At 58.9% G+C, this 14,040-nt stretch carries 14 protein-coding genes and 1 tRNA gene; 13 read left to right on the top strand and 2 right to left on the bottom strand.

Annotation, left to right across the window (positions count from 1 at the left end; genetic code table 11):
* Positions 1-60 precede the first annotated feature (60 nt).
* The 4 genes from ACMXYI_RS08445 (at position 61) to ACMXYI_RS08430 (ending at position 3,789) form a co-directional block, all read left to right on the top strand.
* Positions 61-2,277, top strand: a complete 2,217-nt coding sequence (locus ACMXYI_RS08445) for an AsmA family protein (protein ID WP_415772777.1) — start codon at positions 61-63, stop codon at positions 2,275-2,277.
* Positions 2,274-3,341, top strand: a complete 1,068-nt coding sequence (mutY, locus tag ACMXYI_RS08440) for an A/G-specific adenine glycosylase (RefSeq protein WP_415772776.1) — start codon at positions 2,274-2,276, stop codon at positions 3,339-3,341. The genes ACMXYI_RS08445 and mutY overlap by 4 nt, the downstream gene beginning before the upstream one ends.
* Positions 3,338-3,610 (top strand): oxidative damage protection protein, encoded by a 273-nt coding sequence (locus tag ACMXYI_RS08435; RefSeq protein WP_008149405.1) that lies wholly within the window; start codon positions 3,338-3,340, stop codon positions 3,608-3,610. The genes mutY and ACMXYI_RS08435 overlap by 4 nt, the downstream gene beginning before the upstream one ends.
* Before the next feature lie 103 nt (positions 3,611-3,713).
* Positions 3,714-3,789: transfer RNA gene (locus ACMXYI_RS08430), tRNA-Phe, on the top strand.
* Between the two features lie 77 nt (positions 3,790-3,866).
* On the opposite strand, the gene ACMXYI_RS08425 is transcribed toward ACMXYI_RS08430, so the two are convergent.
* Positions 3,867-4,316, bottom strand: coding sequence for a carboxypeptidase regulatory-like domain-containing protein (locus ACMXYI_RS08425; protein ID WP_415772775.1), 450 nt, complete (start codon positions 4,314-4,316; stop codon positions 3,867-3,869).
* A gap of 262 nt (positions 4,317-4,578) precedes the next feature.
* On the opposite strand from ACMXYI_RS08425, the gene ACMXYI_RS08420 reads away from it, so the two are divergent.
* From ACMXYI_RS08420 to ACMXYI_RS08405, 4 genes are read left to right on the top strand one after another with little or no spacing between them, the layout of a single operon-like run.
* Positions 4,579-5,667, top strand: coding sequence for a PDDEXK nuclease domain-containing protein (locus tag ACMXYI_RS08420; RefSeq protein WP_415772773.1), 1,089 nt, complete (start codon positions 4,579-4,581; stop codon positions 5,665-5,667).
* Between the two features lie 39 nt (positions 5,668-5,706).
* Entirely contained in the window at positions 5,707-6,681 is a 975-nt protein-coding gene (locus ACMXYI_RS08415; protein ID WP_415772772.1) for an alpha/beta hydrolase family protein, read from the top strand.
* A 37-nt stretch (positions 6,682-6,718) separates the two neighbouring features.
* Positions 6,719-7,135, top strand: a complete 417-nt coding sequence (locus tag ACMXYI_RS08410; protein ID WP_415772770.1) for a hypothetical protein — start codon at positions 6,719-6,721, stop codon at positions 7,133-7,135.
* Positions 7,136-7,141: 6 nt separating this feature from the next.
* Positions 7,142-7,594, top strand: a complete 453-nt coding sequence (locus ACMXYI_RS08405) for a hypothetical protein (protein ID WP_415772768.1) — start codon at positions 7,142-7,144, stop codon at positions 7,592-7,594.
* Between the two features lie 72 nt (positions 7,595-7,666).
* Here ACMXYI_RS08405 and gabP read toward each other — a convergent pair whose 3' ends face one another.
* A complete protein-coding gene (gabP, locus tag ACMXYI_RS08400) occupies positions 7,667-9,058 on the bottom strand; it encodes a GABA permease (protein WP_415772766.1) in 1,392 nt (463 codons plus the stop codon).
* A gap of 563 nt (positions 9,059-9,621) precedes the next feature.
* Between gabP and ACMXYI_RS08395 the strand changes: the two genes are divergently transcribed.
* The 5 genes from ACMXYI_RS08395 to ACMXYI_RS08375 all read left to right on the top strand — a co-directional run bounded on the left by ACMXYI_RS08395 (position 9,622) and on the right by ACMXYI_RS08375 (position 13,825).
* On the top strand, positions 9,622-10,395 hold the full coding sequence (locus ACMXYI_RS08395) for an ABC transporter ATP-binding protein (RefSeq protein ID WP_007897462.1): 774 nt from the start codon (positions 9,622-9,624) through the stop codon (positions 10,393-10,395).
* Between the two features lie 13 nt (positions 10,396-10,408).
* Positions 10,409-11,155: an ABC transporter substrate-binding protein gene (locus ACMXYI_RS08390; RefSeq protein ID WP_046052200.1), complete on the top strand. Its 747-nt coding sequence runs from the start codon at positions 10,409-10,411 to the stop codon at positions 11,153-11,155.
* A 78-nt stretch (positions 11,156-11,233) separates the two neighbouring features.
* Positions 11,234-11,929 (top strand): ABC transporter permease, encoded by a 696-nt coding sequence (locus ACMXYI_RS08385; RefSeq protein ID WP_415772764.1) that lies wholly within the window; start codon positions 11,234-11,236, stop codon positions 11,927-11,929.
* Entirely contained in the window at positions 11,926-12,615 is a 690-nt protein-coding gene (locus tag ACMXYI_RS08380) for an ABC transporter permease (protein ID WP_415772762.1), read from the top strand. The genes ACMXYI_RS08385 and ACMXYI_RS08380 overlap by 4 nt, the downstream gene beginning before the upstream one ends.
* A complete protein-coding gene (locus ACMXYI_RS08375) occupies positions 12,596-13,825 on the top strand; it encodes a methyltransferase (protein ID WP_415772760.1) in 1,230 nt (409 codons plus the stop codon). Before ACMXYI_RS08380 ends, ACMXYI_RS08375 begins: the two co-directional genes overlap by 20 nt.
* Positions 13,826-14,040: the final 215 nt, after the last annotated feature.

Below are 14,040 nucleotides of genomic sequence, written 5' to 3'. Positions count from 1 at the left end.
CTGCGGAGCGCTATACTCCCCGGCTAAATTTCGAATTCGACTAACTACAAGGACTCGCCCATGAAAGCGTTCGGCAAAATCCTGGGTCTGGTACTTCTCGGGCTGTTGCTGATCATTGTGGCGCTGGGCTTTGCCCTGACCCACCTCTTTGATCCCAACGACTATAAAGACGAGATTCGCCAGATAGCCCGCGACAAGGCCCACATCGAGCTGACGCTCAATGGCGATATCGGTTGGAGCCTGTTCCCGTGGCTGGGCCTGGAATTGCACGAAGCCAGCGTCGCGACCCTGGCCAAGCCCACCGAGCCGTTCGCTGACTTGCAGATGCTTGGCTTGTCGGTCCGTGTGCTGCCGCTGCTGCGCCGTGAAGTGCAGATGAGCGATGTACGCGTCGAAGGCCTGAACCTGCGCCTGACCCGCGACAAGGACGGCCACGGCAACTGGCAAGACATCGGCAAGGAACCGGCGCCGACCACCCCGCCCGCGACCACTGGCGAACCCGCGACCGAGACCACCGCCCAAGCGGAAAAACCGGCCCAGCCGACCCGACTGGACATCGACAGCCTGACCGTCAACAACGCCCGCGTTGAGTACAGCGACGAGAAAACCGGCAAGCAATTCAGCGCCGAAAGCATCCAGCTGAGTACCGGCCCGGTGCATGACTCCACGAACATCCCGGTCAAACTTACCGCGTTCCTGGGCACCAACCAGCCGGTCTTGCGTGTCCGTACCGAGCTCAACGGCGAGTTGCGTTTCGAGCGCGCACTGCAGCGCTACAAACTCGAAGACATGAAACTCTCTGGCGAAGTGGCTGGCGATCCGTTGCAAGGCAAAACCATGACCTTCGCCGCCCAGGGCCAGTTACTGCTGGATAAAGCCGCGAACGTCGCCGAATGGACTGGCATCAAGATCTCTGCCAACCAACTGCGCGCGCTGGGTGAACTGAAGGTCAACGACCTCGATAAAACCCCGCAAATCAGCGGCGGCCTGTCGATCGCCCAGTTCGACCTGGCGAAATTCGTCGACAGCATCGGCCAGAAGCTTCCAGCGATGGCTGAAGGCAGCCTGAGCAAAGTTGAACTGGTCAGCCGCCTTGCCGGCACGCCAACCAGCGTGGTGCTCGACAACATCAACCTGAAAGTCGACGACAGCACCTTCAGTGGCCGCATCGCCGTCGAGGACTTCGCCAAACAATCGCTGCGGGCGACCCTCAAGGCCGACACCTTCAACGTCGACCGTTACCTGCCGCCAAAATCCGCCGAAGCCAGTAGCGCGACGCAGGTGCGTCAGGCCGAAGTGGCCAGCACCGAAGCCGATGCCTTGGCTGGTCCGGGCAGCACGCCGCTACCGCAAGCACCGACCAAAGACGCGTGGAGCAACGAGCGCCTGCTACCGGTGGAACGCCTGAGCAAACTCGACGTGGAGGCTGACCTCACCTTCGGCCAGCTTACCCTCGATAAATTGCCGATCCAGAACGCTGCGCTCAAAGCCACAGGTCAAGGCGGCCTGCTGACACTGGAAAGCCTTCGCGGCGACCTGTACGACGGCAACTTCGACGCCAAAGGTACGCTCGACGTGCGCCAACAGGTGCCAGCGCTGAACATGCAGACGAGCATCAGCAAAGTACCAGTGGAAAAAATCCTTGAAAGCCAGGGTAAAAATCCACCGGTCAAAGGTCTGGTGACACTCAACAGCAACCTGACCGGCAGCGGCAACAGCCAGAAAGCGCTGATCGAGACCCTCAATGGCAACGCCAGTTTCGTCATCAACAACGGCGTGCTGCTCAATGCCAACCTCGAACAACAGCTGTGCAAAGGCATCGCCACCCTGAACCGTAAATCCCTCAGCGGCGAGCCACGGGGTAAAGACACTCCGTTCCAGGAGCTCAAGGGCAACCTGACCTTCCGTAACGGCGTGGCCAGCAATCCGGACCTGAAAGTGCGCATCCCGGGCATGACCGTCAACGGCGACGGCGATGTCGATCTTCGGGTGTTGGGCATGGACTACCGCGTGGGCGTTATCGTCGAAGGCGACAAGAGCGACATGCCGGACCCGGCCTGCCAGGTCGGCGAGAAGTTCGTCGGCATCGAGTGGCCGCTGCGCTGCCGTGGCCCGCTGGAACTGGGCGCCAAGGCTTGCCGCCTCGATAACGAACGCATGGGCCAGGTCGCGAGCAAATTGGCAGGCGAACGGATCAGCGAAAAAATCGACGAGAAGCTTGGCGACAAGGTCAGCCCTGAACTGAAAAACGCTTTGAAGGGGCTGTTCAAGCGATGAGAGCCGAGCAGTTTTCATCGGCGGTGCTGGACTGGTACGACCGCCACGGCCGCCACGACTTGCCTTGGCAACAAGACATCACCCCGTATCGGGTGTGGGTCTCGGAAATCATGTTGCAGCAGACCCAGGTCAGCACGGTGCTGAACTACTTCGACCGCTTCATGGCCTCGTTGCCGACGGTCGAAGCCCTGGCCGCCGCGCCGGAAGACGAAGTCCTGCACCTGTGGACAGGCCTGGGTTACTACACCCGTGCGCGCAATTTGCAGAAGACCGCGAAGATTGTTGTCGAGCAGTTCGGTGGCGAGTTTCCCCGCGATGTGGAAAAGCTGGTTGATCTACCGGGCATCGGCCTGTCCACGGCGGGCGCCATCGCCAGCCTGAGCATGGGCCTGCGGGCGCCGATCCTCGACGGCAACGTCAAACGGGTGCTGGCGCGCTTTACCGCGCAAGAGGGTTATCCGGGCGAGCCAAAGGTCGCCAAACAGCTGTGGGCGAACGCTGAGCGCTTTACGCCGCATGATCGGGTCAACGCCTACACCCAGGCGATGATGGATCTGGGCGCGACGCTTTGCACCCGTAGCAAGCCGAGTTGCCTGCTCTGCCCTCTCGAAAAGGGCTGCGAAGCGCACATGCTCGGCCTGGAGACTCGCTACCCGATCCCCAAACCGCGTAAAGCCGTGCCTCAGAAGCGCACGCTGATGCCGATGCTCGCCAACGGCGAAGGCGCGATTCTGCTTTACCGTCGCCCTTCCACGGGCTTGTGGGGCGGTTTATGGAGCCTGCCGGAACTCGACGACCTCAACGACCTGCAACATCTGGCTTCGCAGCATTCGCTGGAACTTGGCAGCCAACAGGCGCTGCCGAGCCTGGTACACACCTTCAGTCATTTTCAGTTGTCCATCGAACCCTGGCTGGTTCAGGTCCAGGAGGCCGGCCATCACGTGGCCGAGGCCGACTGGCTCTGGTATAACCTCGCCACCCCGCCGCGCCTGGGCCTTGCCGCCCCGGTCAAAACCTTGCTCGAACGCGCGGCCGCCGTATTGAACGCAGGAGAGTCGTCATGACCCGCACCATCATGTGCCGCAAGTACAAAGAAGAATTGCCCGCCCTGGAGCGCGCTCCATTTCCAGGCGCAAAAGGTCAGGACATTTTTGACCACGTCTCGGCCAAAGCCTGGGCAGATTGGCAGAAACACCAGACCCTGCTGATCAACGAAAAACGCCTGAACATGATGAACGCCGAAGACCGCAAATATCTTCAGGGCGAGATGGACAAGTTCTTTTCCGGCGAGGAATACGCCAAGGCTGACGGCTACGTTCCGCCGGCCGAATAATCCCGCTTTTTCGAGGGTCGGAACGTAAGCGACGGTAATAATTAAAATTTTTTTGAAAACTTTCTTGACGACCCCCTGAAAAACCAGTTTAATGCGCCCCGTTGCCCAGATAGCTCAGTCGGTAGAGCAGGGGATTGAAAATCCCCGTGTCGGCGGTTCGATTCCGTCTCTGGGCACCAAATACCGAAACCCTGAATCGCAAGATTCAGGGTTTTTTTATGTCTGCGATTTAGTTGATGACGTTTCGCAGTCGTCGCTAGTTCTCAGTCCCCCAATGGAAAACCAGGTTGCGAGCGGCGCCGCTGCCTACATCCGCCGTATCACGCCGTTCCTCTCCATTGCGTGTCGCGATGACGGTGTACTTGCCAGGGGGCAGTTGTACGTAAACCAACGGGCCGGCCTCACTTAGCGTCAGCACGGGCTGCCCTGGGGTTTTCTGAATGATCAGATTCACATCCGGAACATATTCGTCCTTCGGTCCGGTGGAGAAGGTCATGTGCAGGTTGTACCCAGTGGTTTGCTGGATGGCCTTCGACTCATCCTCGCCAACACCGCCGGACAAGTAAGCGATGCCGTTTTGCTCTTGTCTCTGGACTTGCACACCTGAGCTGTCGATAGGCTCCAGGCTGGCGGCCGGTGAAATGGCTGGAAACATCAACATGCCGACTGCGGCGATGGGCAACATGAGTGAATGGACGTACTTCATGATGGCGACTCCCGGGCTCCACAGAGCCCTACCGTTACTCCTTTTAGATTTCTCGCTGAATGCTCAAGTTTTAGATTGATTAGTACTTGGGGTCACTGCGAATTGGACTACACGTTGTATTCCTCAAGCGCGGATTTCCGTCGGCGTGATCCCGCAAAACCAGTCGGACTTTCCTTCCGATTTGCCAGCAACGCCCGGCATCGCGGGCTATCACTCTCTTGCCATCCTCTTCCGCCTGTTTCCTTCAGTTGCGGAAAATGTCATGAGCTCCCTCAAACCCGGTAACACTCAAGATCCACAGATCACTTCACTGCTCGGCAATCTTGGCGAATTGATTCGCGAAGCGCGTCAGAAGGTGCTGCGAGCGGTCGATACCGTACAGGTGCAAACCTGTTGGCAGATTGGACGGCATATTGTGGAGTTCGAGCAGGAGGGGGCCCGGCGAGCGGGTTATGGCAAGCAGCTGCTATCGACACTGGCGAAAGTACTGACGGCGGAGTTTGGGAAGGGTTTTGACGAACGCAACCTGCGATACATGCGGGACTTTTATCAGACCTTTCCAATTTGGAACGCAGTGCGTTCCGAATTGAGCTGGACCCACTACCGCAGACTGCTACGAGTCGACAACGACAACGCTCGCCACTGGTACATGAACGAATCAGCCCTGCAGAACTGGTCAAGCCGCGCATTGGAACGCCAGATCAACACGCTCTACTACGAACGCCTGCTGGCAAGCCGAGACCGCTGTGCCGTCAAACAGGAAGCCGCCACCAACATCCAGCAAATGAACGCCAGCCCTCGGGATTTCATCCGGGACCCGGTGCTACTGGAGTTTCTCGGCCTGCCCAATGCGGGCTTGATCCAGGAAAGTGAACTTGAACAAGCATTGATCAATCAACTCCTGGGCTTCCTGCTCGAGTTGGGCAAAGGCTTCGCTTTCATCGCTCGCCAGCAACGCATCAGTACCGAGAGCAAAGACTTCTACATCGATCTGGTGTTCTACAACTACCTGCTCAAGTGCTTCGTCATCTTCGACCTCAAGCGCGGCGTACTGACCCACCAGGATGTCGGCCAGATGGACATGTACGTGCGCATGTACGACGACCTCAAGCGCGGACCGGAGGATGGCCCCACCGTCGGCCTCATTCTCTGCGCGCAAAAAGATGAATCGGTGGTGCGCTATTCAGTCCTGCAAGGCAACGAACAATTGTTCGCCAGTACCTACAGACTGGTACTGCCGAGCGAGGAGGAACTTCGCACAGAACTGGATCGGGAGTGGGCGGTGCTTGAGGAGCGGTTACTCAAGCAAAGACCCCGACAAGCACGGGTGGATTGTTCATATACGGCGTGAAGACTATGGTGACTGGCTAACCGCAAAGGTTCAAAGCCGATGAATTTGCAGGACATGCCCTCACTGGCCCCGACGCAACTTGAATTGCCGTTACCCACCGGCACACTTGGTGACTCTTTCGAGGAACCCGCTGCCGACGGTTTCATCCTTGGCGGCTTCACCTGGCGACATGCGCATCAAGACTCGACCCGTCCTGTGGTGATCATCAACGCCGCAACATCGGTCCGCTGCCGCCACTACTCGCGCTTTGCCGATTACCTGTACGCCAACGGCTTCGAAGTGATCACTTACGACTACCGCGGCATCGGCGAATCGCGCCCCGCGTCGCTGAAAGGGCTTCGGGCTTCATGGTCAGATTGGGGCGCGCTGGACTTTGAGGCGATGCTCAAGCGCGCTCAGCGTGAGTTTCCCGGGCAACCCATCGATGTTGTAGGCCACAGCTTTGGAGGCTGTGCAGCGGGCCTGGGAGCTTCCGGGCATATGATTCGACGCTTGGTGACCGTCGGCGCGCAATTCGCCTACTGGCGCGATTACGCGCCCGCCCATCGCTGGCGGATGTTCGGCAAGTGGCATCTGCTGATGCCGTTGATGACATTGCTTTGCGGCTACTTCCCCGGCAAACGTCTCGGCTGGCTAGAGGACACCCCCGCTGGCGTGGTTCGCGACTGGAGCATGCCCACCGCGCACTACGAGAAACGTCCCAGCGGTCGCGTCCTTCACGCAAAATCCGGGCGGCTGCCCTTCTCATCCGTCACCGCACAAAACCTGGCCATCAGCATCAGCGACGATCCTTACGGCACGATTCCAGCCATCGAACGACTGCTGGGTTACTTCACCAACAGCACGAACGCCCACTTGCGAATTGCCCCCGAAGACATCGGTGAACAAGAAGTCGGACATTTCGCCTTTTTTCGTAGCGCATACCAAGCCACACTATGGCCCATTGCACTGTCCTGGTTGCAGACCGGCGAACTGACCCCCGACACACCCGGGCGGCTAGTGCCACGCAACTGACTGATGCGCCCTCTCAACGAAATACGGAACGACGCCCATGGCATCCGCCAACAAGCAGAACAAACGCGCCACACGCGCCAAAGCCAAGGCCAAGCAGAACCGCACCCAACGGGCCGCCGCGCCCGTCGAGCTGGACCCGAACGACGATCGCATCGACTTCGAATCGGTGGACCTGACCGAGCTGTTCAAGAAAATGATCGACGCTGAAAAAACCAGCCAGCAAGCCATGTGCGCCGCCTTCCTGGAAGACCCGCTGCTGGAGCTGGTGTACGAGCAGGAAGGCGAAGAAGGCGCGATGGACTTCATCCTCGCCGCGCTGATCGAATATCGCCAATGGTCCACCGAAGTCGACGAAGCCGGCGCCTTGGCGTGGATCGAATCACCGGCCTTCCAGGCTGACTACGTGGCGGCGTCCGACGCCATCGCGGCCCAAACACAACCGAAAGCAAACTGAGTTCCCATGGCATCCCTGAACAAGCAACAGAAACGCGCCAAACGCGCCAAGATCAAAGCCAAACAAATCAACATCCACGGCAGAAAACCCGCCGCACTGGACGATGACCTGGGCGAAATCGGCGAGCCGATCCCGGAATACACCCTGGCGATGTTCAGCAAAATGCGCGACGCAGAAGCCACCAGCCGCAACGACATGCTGCTGACCTTGCTGTCGAACCTCGCCGGCATCATCAGCGACCATCCAGAACTGCTGGACATGGAAAACGCCGACAACGAAGCCATGGCCGCCACTCACCTGGCCGCCGACATGTTGATCGACTACCGCATGTGGGCCGACGGCATGGACCGCGACACCGCCCAGGCCTGGCTGACAGATCCGCAGTTCATCACTGACTTCGGCGCGGCGCTCGACAGCTATCGCGAGTCGCTGGATGCGCAGGAAGAAAAGGCCGAGTAAACACTCGCTTCAGAAACAAAAACGGCCGCTTGTCATCACTGACAGCGGCCGTTTTGCGTTATGCGGTACGAATCAGTTCAGCACCACCGCACCCATCTTCTGCAGCTTGCGACGACGGGCCACAAACAAACCGGCAGCCACCACCAGCAAACTCAGCAGACCGGTCGCGAGGATCTCCACGCGATGAGCTTCCTGGAACAGCATGATGGTCAGGGCCGCAACGATGAAGATGATCACCGCGTAGGTCAGGGCCGGGAACAGCCACATGCTGAAGGCGATTTTTTCACCGCGAGCCATGCGCTGCTTGCGCATACGCAGTTGCGAAATCGCGATCACCAGGTACACCAGCAGCGCGATAGCGCCGGAGCTGGCCAGCAGGAATTCGAACACGGCGGCCGGGGCCACGTAGTTGGCGAAAACCGCGATGAACGCAGCACCGGTGGACAACATGACGGCCCAGTACGGCGTGCCGCTCTTGTTGGTGCGCTGGGAAACGGTCGGTGCATCACCGCGCTTGCCCAGGGAGAACATCATGCGTGAGGCGGTGTACAGCGCCGAGTTCAGGCAGCTGGTCACAGCAACCAGCACCACGATGTCGACGATCAGCTTGGCATTCGGGATGCCCATGCGCTCAAGCACAGTCTGGTAGGAGCCGACAGCTGCCAGCACCGGGTCGTTCCAAGGCACCAGGGCCACAACGATGAAGATCGATACGAGGTAGAACAAGCCAATCCGCCAGATCACCGAGTTGGTGGCCTTGGAGATTTGCTGGCCAGGGTTCTTCGATTCCGCGGCCGCGATGGTCACGATCTCGGTGCCCATGAAGGAAAACATGGTGGTCAGGATCGCGCCCAACACTGCGCCCATGCCGTTTGGCAGGAAGCCTTGAGTGTCAAACAGATGCGAAACGCCGCTGACCTGACTGTTCGGCAGGAAGCCGAAGATCGCCATGATGCCAAGGCCGATGAAACCGATGATCGCGATGACTTTGACCAGGGCGAACCAGAATTCGAATTCACCGTAGTTCTTCACGCTGAACAGGTTCGTCACCGTCAGCAGCAAGGTGATGACCAAGGTGAAGGCCCAGATCGCCACATTCGGGAACCAGGCGTGCAGGATGGTCGCGGCGGCGTTGGCTTCCAGCGGGATAACCAATACCCAGAACCACCAGTAGAGCCAGCCGATGGTGAAACCGGCCCAGTGACCGATCGCGCGATCCGCATACGTCGAGAAGGAGCCAGTGTCCGGCGAAGCGACGGCCATCTCGCCGAGCATGCGCATCACCAGCACCACCAGCATACCGGCGGCGGCGTAGGCCAACAGCACGGCTGGGCCTGCGGCGGCGATGGCGTGGCCGGAGCCGACGAACAGGCCGGCGCCGATAACCCCGGCGATCGACAGCATGGTCACATGACGCGGTTTGAGCCCCTGTTCGAGGCCATTGGAGCTTGGGGTACTGCTCATTGAAACTACCTTTGTAAGGAAAAGCGAATGCGTGCATCCCGCCTGAATTTCTTTCTCGTAAAAAGAAACCAACGGGGCGTTCCGGATTCTGCACGCAATAATTGCGCCAAAATGTTTCAAATCCCTCTACCACGGCGATCTCATCCAGACCGGACAGTCATCGCAAGCCATTGAAAATAATGGCACTTTGCCAAAGCGTTACCCTGCGACTCACTTGGAGAACGAATTCGCGCACTGGAAACACACCCGGAAAATGCGCGATGCACAATAAAAGTGCAGATCAGGAACGTTTGGCCGGTTAGCGCTTCCAACCCCCAGCCAAAGCTGGCAACATCGCGCCCTTTTTTGGGACAGCCCCGCGCTTTTTTAACGACAGGCAGGGTTCAAACGGCTGTTCGGTTGATAGCAGCGCGACAGTCTGCTGTACCGATGCGACAACCTGCCACAGGCCACCCGTTTACCGCCCGTAGCGCTGTTGGCTGCCATTCAGACGCTATGCTAGCTTGGCCGCCTCGCCAGGAAGGCCGCCAACAGCAGGAGCGAAATACTTATGAGGAACGCACATGGCTGAGGCCACGCCCGCGCTTGAAATCCGCAACTTGCACAAACGCTACGGACAGCTTGAGGTGCTCAAAGGCATCTCGCTGACCGCACGCGACGGCGACGTGATCTCGATCCTGGGTTCTTCCGGTTCCGGCAAGTCCACCTTCCTTCGTTGCATCAACCTGTTGGAAAACCCGCATCAGGGCCAGATCCTGGTGGCCGGCGAAGAACTCAAGCTCAAAGCCGCCAAGAACGGCGAACTGGTCGCTGCCGACGGCAAGCAGATCAATCGCCTGCGCAGCGAGATCGGTTTTGTATTTCAAAACTTTAATCTCTGGCCGCACATGAGCGTGCTCGACAACATCATCGAAGCGCCGCGCCGCGTGCTCGGTCAGAGCAAAGCGGAAGCCATCGAAGTCGCCGAAGCCTTGCTGGCCAAGGTCGGCATTGCTGACAAGCGCCACGCCTACCCGGCGCAACTCTCCGGCGGTCAGCAACAACGCGCGGCCATTGCCCGCACGCTGGCCATGCAGCCCAAGGTGATCCTGTTCGACGAGCCGACCTCCGCCCTTGACCCGGAAATGGTCCAGGAAGTACTTAATGTCATCCGCGCATTGGCCGAAGAAGGCCGCACCATGCTGCTGGTCACCCATGAAATGGGTTTCGCCCGTCAGGTGTCCAGCGAGGTGGTGTTCCTCCACCAGGGCCTGGTAGAAGAGCAAGGATCGCCACAGCAGGTGTTCGAAAACCCGCTTTCGGCGCGCTGCAAACAATTCATGTCCAGCAACCGCTAACGGAGCTACCCACATGCAGAACTACAAAAAAATCTTCCTGGCGGCTGCCGTCACCCTGGCCTTCAGCGCCGGTGCTGCCGCCGAGACCTTGAAGATGGGCATCGAAGCGGCCTACCCGCCGTTCAACAACAAAGATGCCAGTGGCAATGTCGTCGGCTTCGACAAAGAAATCGGCGACGCCCTGTGCGCCAAGATGAAAGTCGAATGCACCGTGGTCACGTCTGACTGGGACGGCATCATTCCGGCCCTGAACGCCAAGAAATTCGACTTCCTGATCTCCTCGATGTCGATCACCGACGAGCGCAAGCAAGCGGTGGACTTCACCGACCCGTACTACTCCAACAAGCTGCAATTCATCGCGCCGAAAAACGTCGATTTCAAAACCGACAAGGACTCCCTGCAAGGCAAAGTGATCGGTGCACAACGTGCGACCCTCGCTGGCACCTGGCTGGAAGACAACATGGAAGGCGTTGAAGTCAAACTCTACGACACCCAGGAAAACGCCTACCTCGACCTGACCTCCGGTCGTCTGGACGGCATCCTGGCCGACAAGTACGTCAACTACGAGTGGCTGAAAAGCGACGCCGGCCGTTCTTATGAGTTCAAAGGCGACCCGGTGGAAGAAAGCGACAAGATCGGTATCGCTGTACGTAAAGGCGATGAGATTCGTACGAAGCTGAACACCGCACTGAAAGAAATCGTCGCTGATGGCACCTACAAAAAGATCAACGACAAGTACTTCCCGTTCAGCATCTATTGATTCTGACCTGCCTGACTGGCGCCGTTCGCTGACGGCGCCAGTCCTTGGCATTGCCTGCCGCGATTTGAAAAGAAATCCATGACTATCGATCTCTACGGATTCGGCCCGGCGCTCGCCGCTGGCGCGCTGATGACTGTGAAACTGGCACTCTCGGCCTTGTGCCTGGGCCTGGTGCTCGGTCTGCTCGGCGCCTTGGCCAAGACTTCCCCGTACAAGCCGCTGCAATGGCTTGGCGGCACTTATTCGACCCTGGTTCGCGGCATCCCGGAATTGCTCTGGGTGCTGTTGATCTACTTTGGCACGGTCAACCTGATGCGTGCCCTGGGCGAGTTTTTCGGCAACCCCGACCTCGAACTCAATGCCTTCGCCGCTGGCGTGATTGCGCTGGGACTGTGCTTCGGCGCCTACGCCACGGAAGTGTTTCGTGGTGCAATTTTGGCGATCCCCAAAGGTCACCGCGAAGCGGGTGTGGCGTTGGGTCTGTCGAAATTCCGTATCTTCACCAAACTGATCATGCCGCAGATGTGGCGCATCGCCCTGCCCGGCCTGGGCAATCTGTTCATGATCCTGATGAAAGACACTGCGCTGGTATCGGTCATCGGCCTGGAAGAAATCATGCGTCACGCGCAAATCGGCGTGACCATATCCAAGCAGCCGTTCACCTTTTATATGGTGGCCGCGTTCATGTACCTGGGCCTGACGGTTCTCGCCATGACCGGCATGCACTTCATGGAAAAACGCGCCGCTCGCGGCTTCGCGAGGAGCACCCAATGAATTGGGAAGTCATCATCAAGTGGCTGCCGAAACTGGCTCAGGGCGCAACATTGACTCTGGAACTGGTGGCCATCGCCGTGATCGCGGGCTTGCTACTGGCGATTCCGCTGGGCATCGCGCGCTCGTCGCGACTCTGGTACGTGCGGGCATTTCCCTACGGCTACATCTTCTTTTTCCGCGGCACGCCGTTGCTGGTTCAGCTGTTCCTGGTCTACTACGGCCTGGCGCAGTTCGACTCGATCCGTAACAGCTCGATGTGGCCGTACCTGCGCAATCCGTTCTGGTGCGCCACCGCAACCATGACGTTGCACACCGCGGCCTACATCGCCGAGATCCTGCGAGGTGCGATCCAGGCGATTCCGCCGGGTGAGATCGAAGCGGCGCGAGCGCTGGGCATGTCCCGGGCCAAGGCGCTGGTCTACATCATCCTGCCTCGTGCCGCGCGCATTGGTCTGCCGGCCTACAGCAACGAAGTGATCCTGATGCTCAAGGCCAGCGCCCTGGCCAGCACCGTGACCCTGCTGGAACTGACCGGCATGGCCCGCACCATCATTGCCCGGACCTACCTGCCGGTGGAGATCTTCTTCGCGGCGGGCATGTTCTATCTGCTGATGGCTTATGTGCTGGTTCGCGGCTTCAAGCTGCTGGAGCGCTGGCTGCGCGTCGATGCCTGCCAGGGGCGTTGATTCCTGCGTGCTGACGGGTGAGGCCTTACTCACCCGTTTCGCGGCGCTGGATGCTTTTCTGATCGAGCATCAGGCGCTGTGGAAGCCTCGGCCGTTTACTCATCTGGAGCTTCCCTGGGAAGCGTCCTACCCCGAGTTGGCGTCCTGGCTACGCACGCGATCGCTGGAGGACGCGGAACACGCTCACAACAACCCAGCTCTTTTGGACGCACGGGAGCCTTTTGCCTCTTTGGCGGCGATGTCCCTTGAGTTGAGCGCGGTGGATGAGTTGCCCGCGTATGCGCTTGAAACGGCGGGTCATCGACTGAATGTCGATGTGCCGGGGCGCAAGTGGCAGCAGATCGAAGCCTTCGCCAGTCGTTTGCAGTTTGCTGATGCGCCGAGCCATTGGCTGGACTGGTGTTCGGGCAAAGGCCACTTGGGTCGACGTCTGCTGCAAACCGGACAACAGCTGACCTGCCTGGAATACGACCCGGCACTGGTCGCCAGCGGTCAGGCACTCAGCCAGCGTCATCAATTGCACGCACTGCATGTCGAGCAAGATGTACTCGCTGCAGACGCCGCCTCTTTCTTGAAGGCTGACCACACCCCGGTAGCGCTGCACGCCTGCGGTGATCTGCATGTGCGGCTGATCCAGCTCGCCAGTGTCGCTGGCTGCAAACAACTGGCCATCGCGCCTTGTTGCTATAACCGGATCAGTCTGAGCGAGTATCAGCCGCTTTCCTCATCGGCCAAGCGCTCCGACCTACAGCTATCCCTCGATGATCTTTCGCTACCGATGAGCGAAACCGTCACCGCTGGCGCTCGCGTCCGACGTCAGCGTGACACCTCCATGGCCCGACGCCTGGCCTTCGACCTGCTGCAGCGGCAACTGCGCGGCATTGACGAATACCTGCCCACCCCTTCCCTCCCCAGTGCCTGGCTGGATAAATCCTTCGCTGATTACTGCCATCATTTGGCCGCGCTTAAAGAGTTATCCACAATCGGCCCGCAGGATTGGTCAGCATTTGAAGCCGCTGGTTGGCAGCGATTGGCCGAAGTACGCAATCTGGAGCTGTTGCGCGGTCTTTTCCGACGCCCGTTGGAGCTGTGGCTGGTACTCGATCGAGCCCTTTTCCTCTCCGAGCAAGGGTTTGCGGTTCGCCTCGGAACCTTCTGCGAGACTCCACTTACACCGCGTAATTTCCTGATCCTGGCTGAACGCCCTTAAATCACCTCAGCCTGTGGATAACTCTGGGGATGAAATTATCGTGGATCCAATATATACGGCTGTTTCGGGGCTGAAACACAACTGTTCAATTTTCGTACACCTGTAAAAAAATCGGAAAAACAGGCATTTGCGATCAAATGAGAACGGCTCCACAAATTTGCCTCTAAGCAGGTGCGGTACAGATCCCGTTGTGCATAAGCATTCAGCCAAAACAA

This window comes from Pseudomonas lyxosi (assembly GCF_047758685.1).
In the GTDB taxonomy this organism is placed as follows: Bacteria; Pseudomonadota; Gammaproteobacteria; order Pseudomonadales; family Pseudomonadaceae; genus Aquipseudomonas; species Aquipseudomonas lyxosi.
This window is presented reverse-complemented; position numbering and strand designations above follow the sequence as displayed.

What these genes read in the sequence shown, in the direction of transcription:
- ACMXYI_RS08445 (WP_415772777.1), top strand. Translation starts at nt 61, where the DNA reads ATGAAAGCGTTCGGCAAAATCCTGGGTCTGGTACTTCTCGGGCTGTTG.
- mutY (WP_415772776.1), top strand. Translation starts at nt 2,274, where the DNA reads ATGAGAGCCGAGCAGTTTTCATCGGCGGTGCTGGACTGGTACGACCGC.
- ACMXYI_RS08435 (WP_008149405.1), top strand. Translation starts at nt 3,338, where the DNA reads ATGACCCGCACCATCATGTGCCGCAAGTACAAAGAAGAATTGCCCGCC.
- ACMXYI_RS08425 (WP_415772775.1), bottom strand. Translation starts at nt 4,316, where the DNA reads ATGAAGTACGTCCATTCACTCATGTTGCCCATCGCCGCAGTCGGCATG.
- ACMXYI_RS08420 (WP_415772773.1), top strand. Translation starts at nt 4,579, where the DNA reads ATGAGCTCCCTCAAACCCGGTAACACTCAAGATCCACAGATCACTTCA.
- ACMXYI_RS08415 (WP_415772772.1), top strand. Translation starts at nt 5,707, where the DNA reads ATGAATTTGCAGGACATGCCCTCACTGGCCCCGACGCAACTTGAATTG.
- ACMXYI_RS08410 (WP_415772770.1), top strand. Translation starts at nt 6,719, where the DNA reads ATGGCATCCGCCAACAAGCAGAACAAACGCGCCACACGCGCCAAAGCC.
- ACMXYI_RS08405 (WP_415772768.1), top strand. Translation starts at nt 7,142, where the DNA reads ATGGCATCCCTGAACAAGCAACAGAAACGCGCCAAACGCGCCAAGATC.
- gabP (WP_415772766.1), bottom strand. Translation starts at nt 9,058, where the DNA reads ATGAGCAGTACCCCAAGCTCCAATGGCCTCGAACAGGGGCTCAAACCG.
- ACMXYI_RS08395 (WP_007897462.1), top strand. Translation starts at nt 9,622, where the DNA reads ATGGCTGAGGCCACGCCCGCGCTTGAAATCCGCAACTTGCACAAACGC.
- ACMXYI_RS08390 (WP_046052200.1), top strand. Translation starts at nt 10,409, where the DNA reads ATGCAGAACTACAAAAAAATCTTCCTGGCGGCTGCCGTCACCCTGGCC.
- ACMXYI_RS08385 (WP_415772764.1), top strand. Translation starts at nt 11,234, where the DNA reads ATGACTATCGATCTCTACGGATTCGGCCCGGCGCTCGCCGCTGGCGCG.
- ACMXYI_RS08380 (WP_415772762.1), top strand. Translation starts at nt 11,926, where the DNA reads ATGAATTGGGAAGTCATCATCAAGTGGCTGCCGAAACTGGCTCAGGGC.
- ACMXYI_RS08375 (WP_415772760.1), top strand. Translation starts at nt 12,596, where the DNA reads ATGCCTGCCAGGGGCGTTGATTCCTGCGTGCTGACGGGTGAGGCCTTA.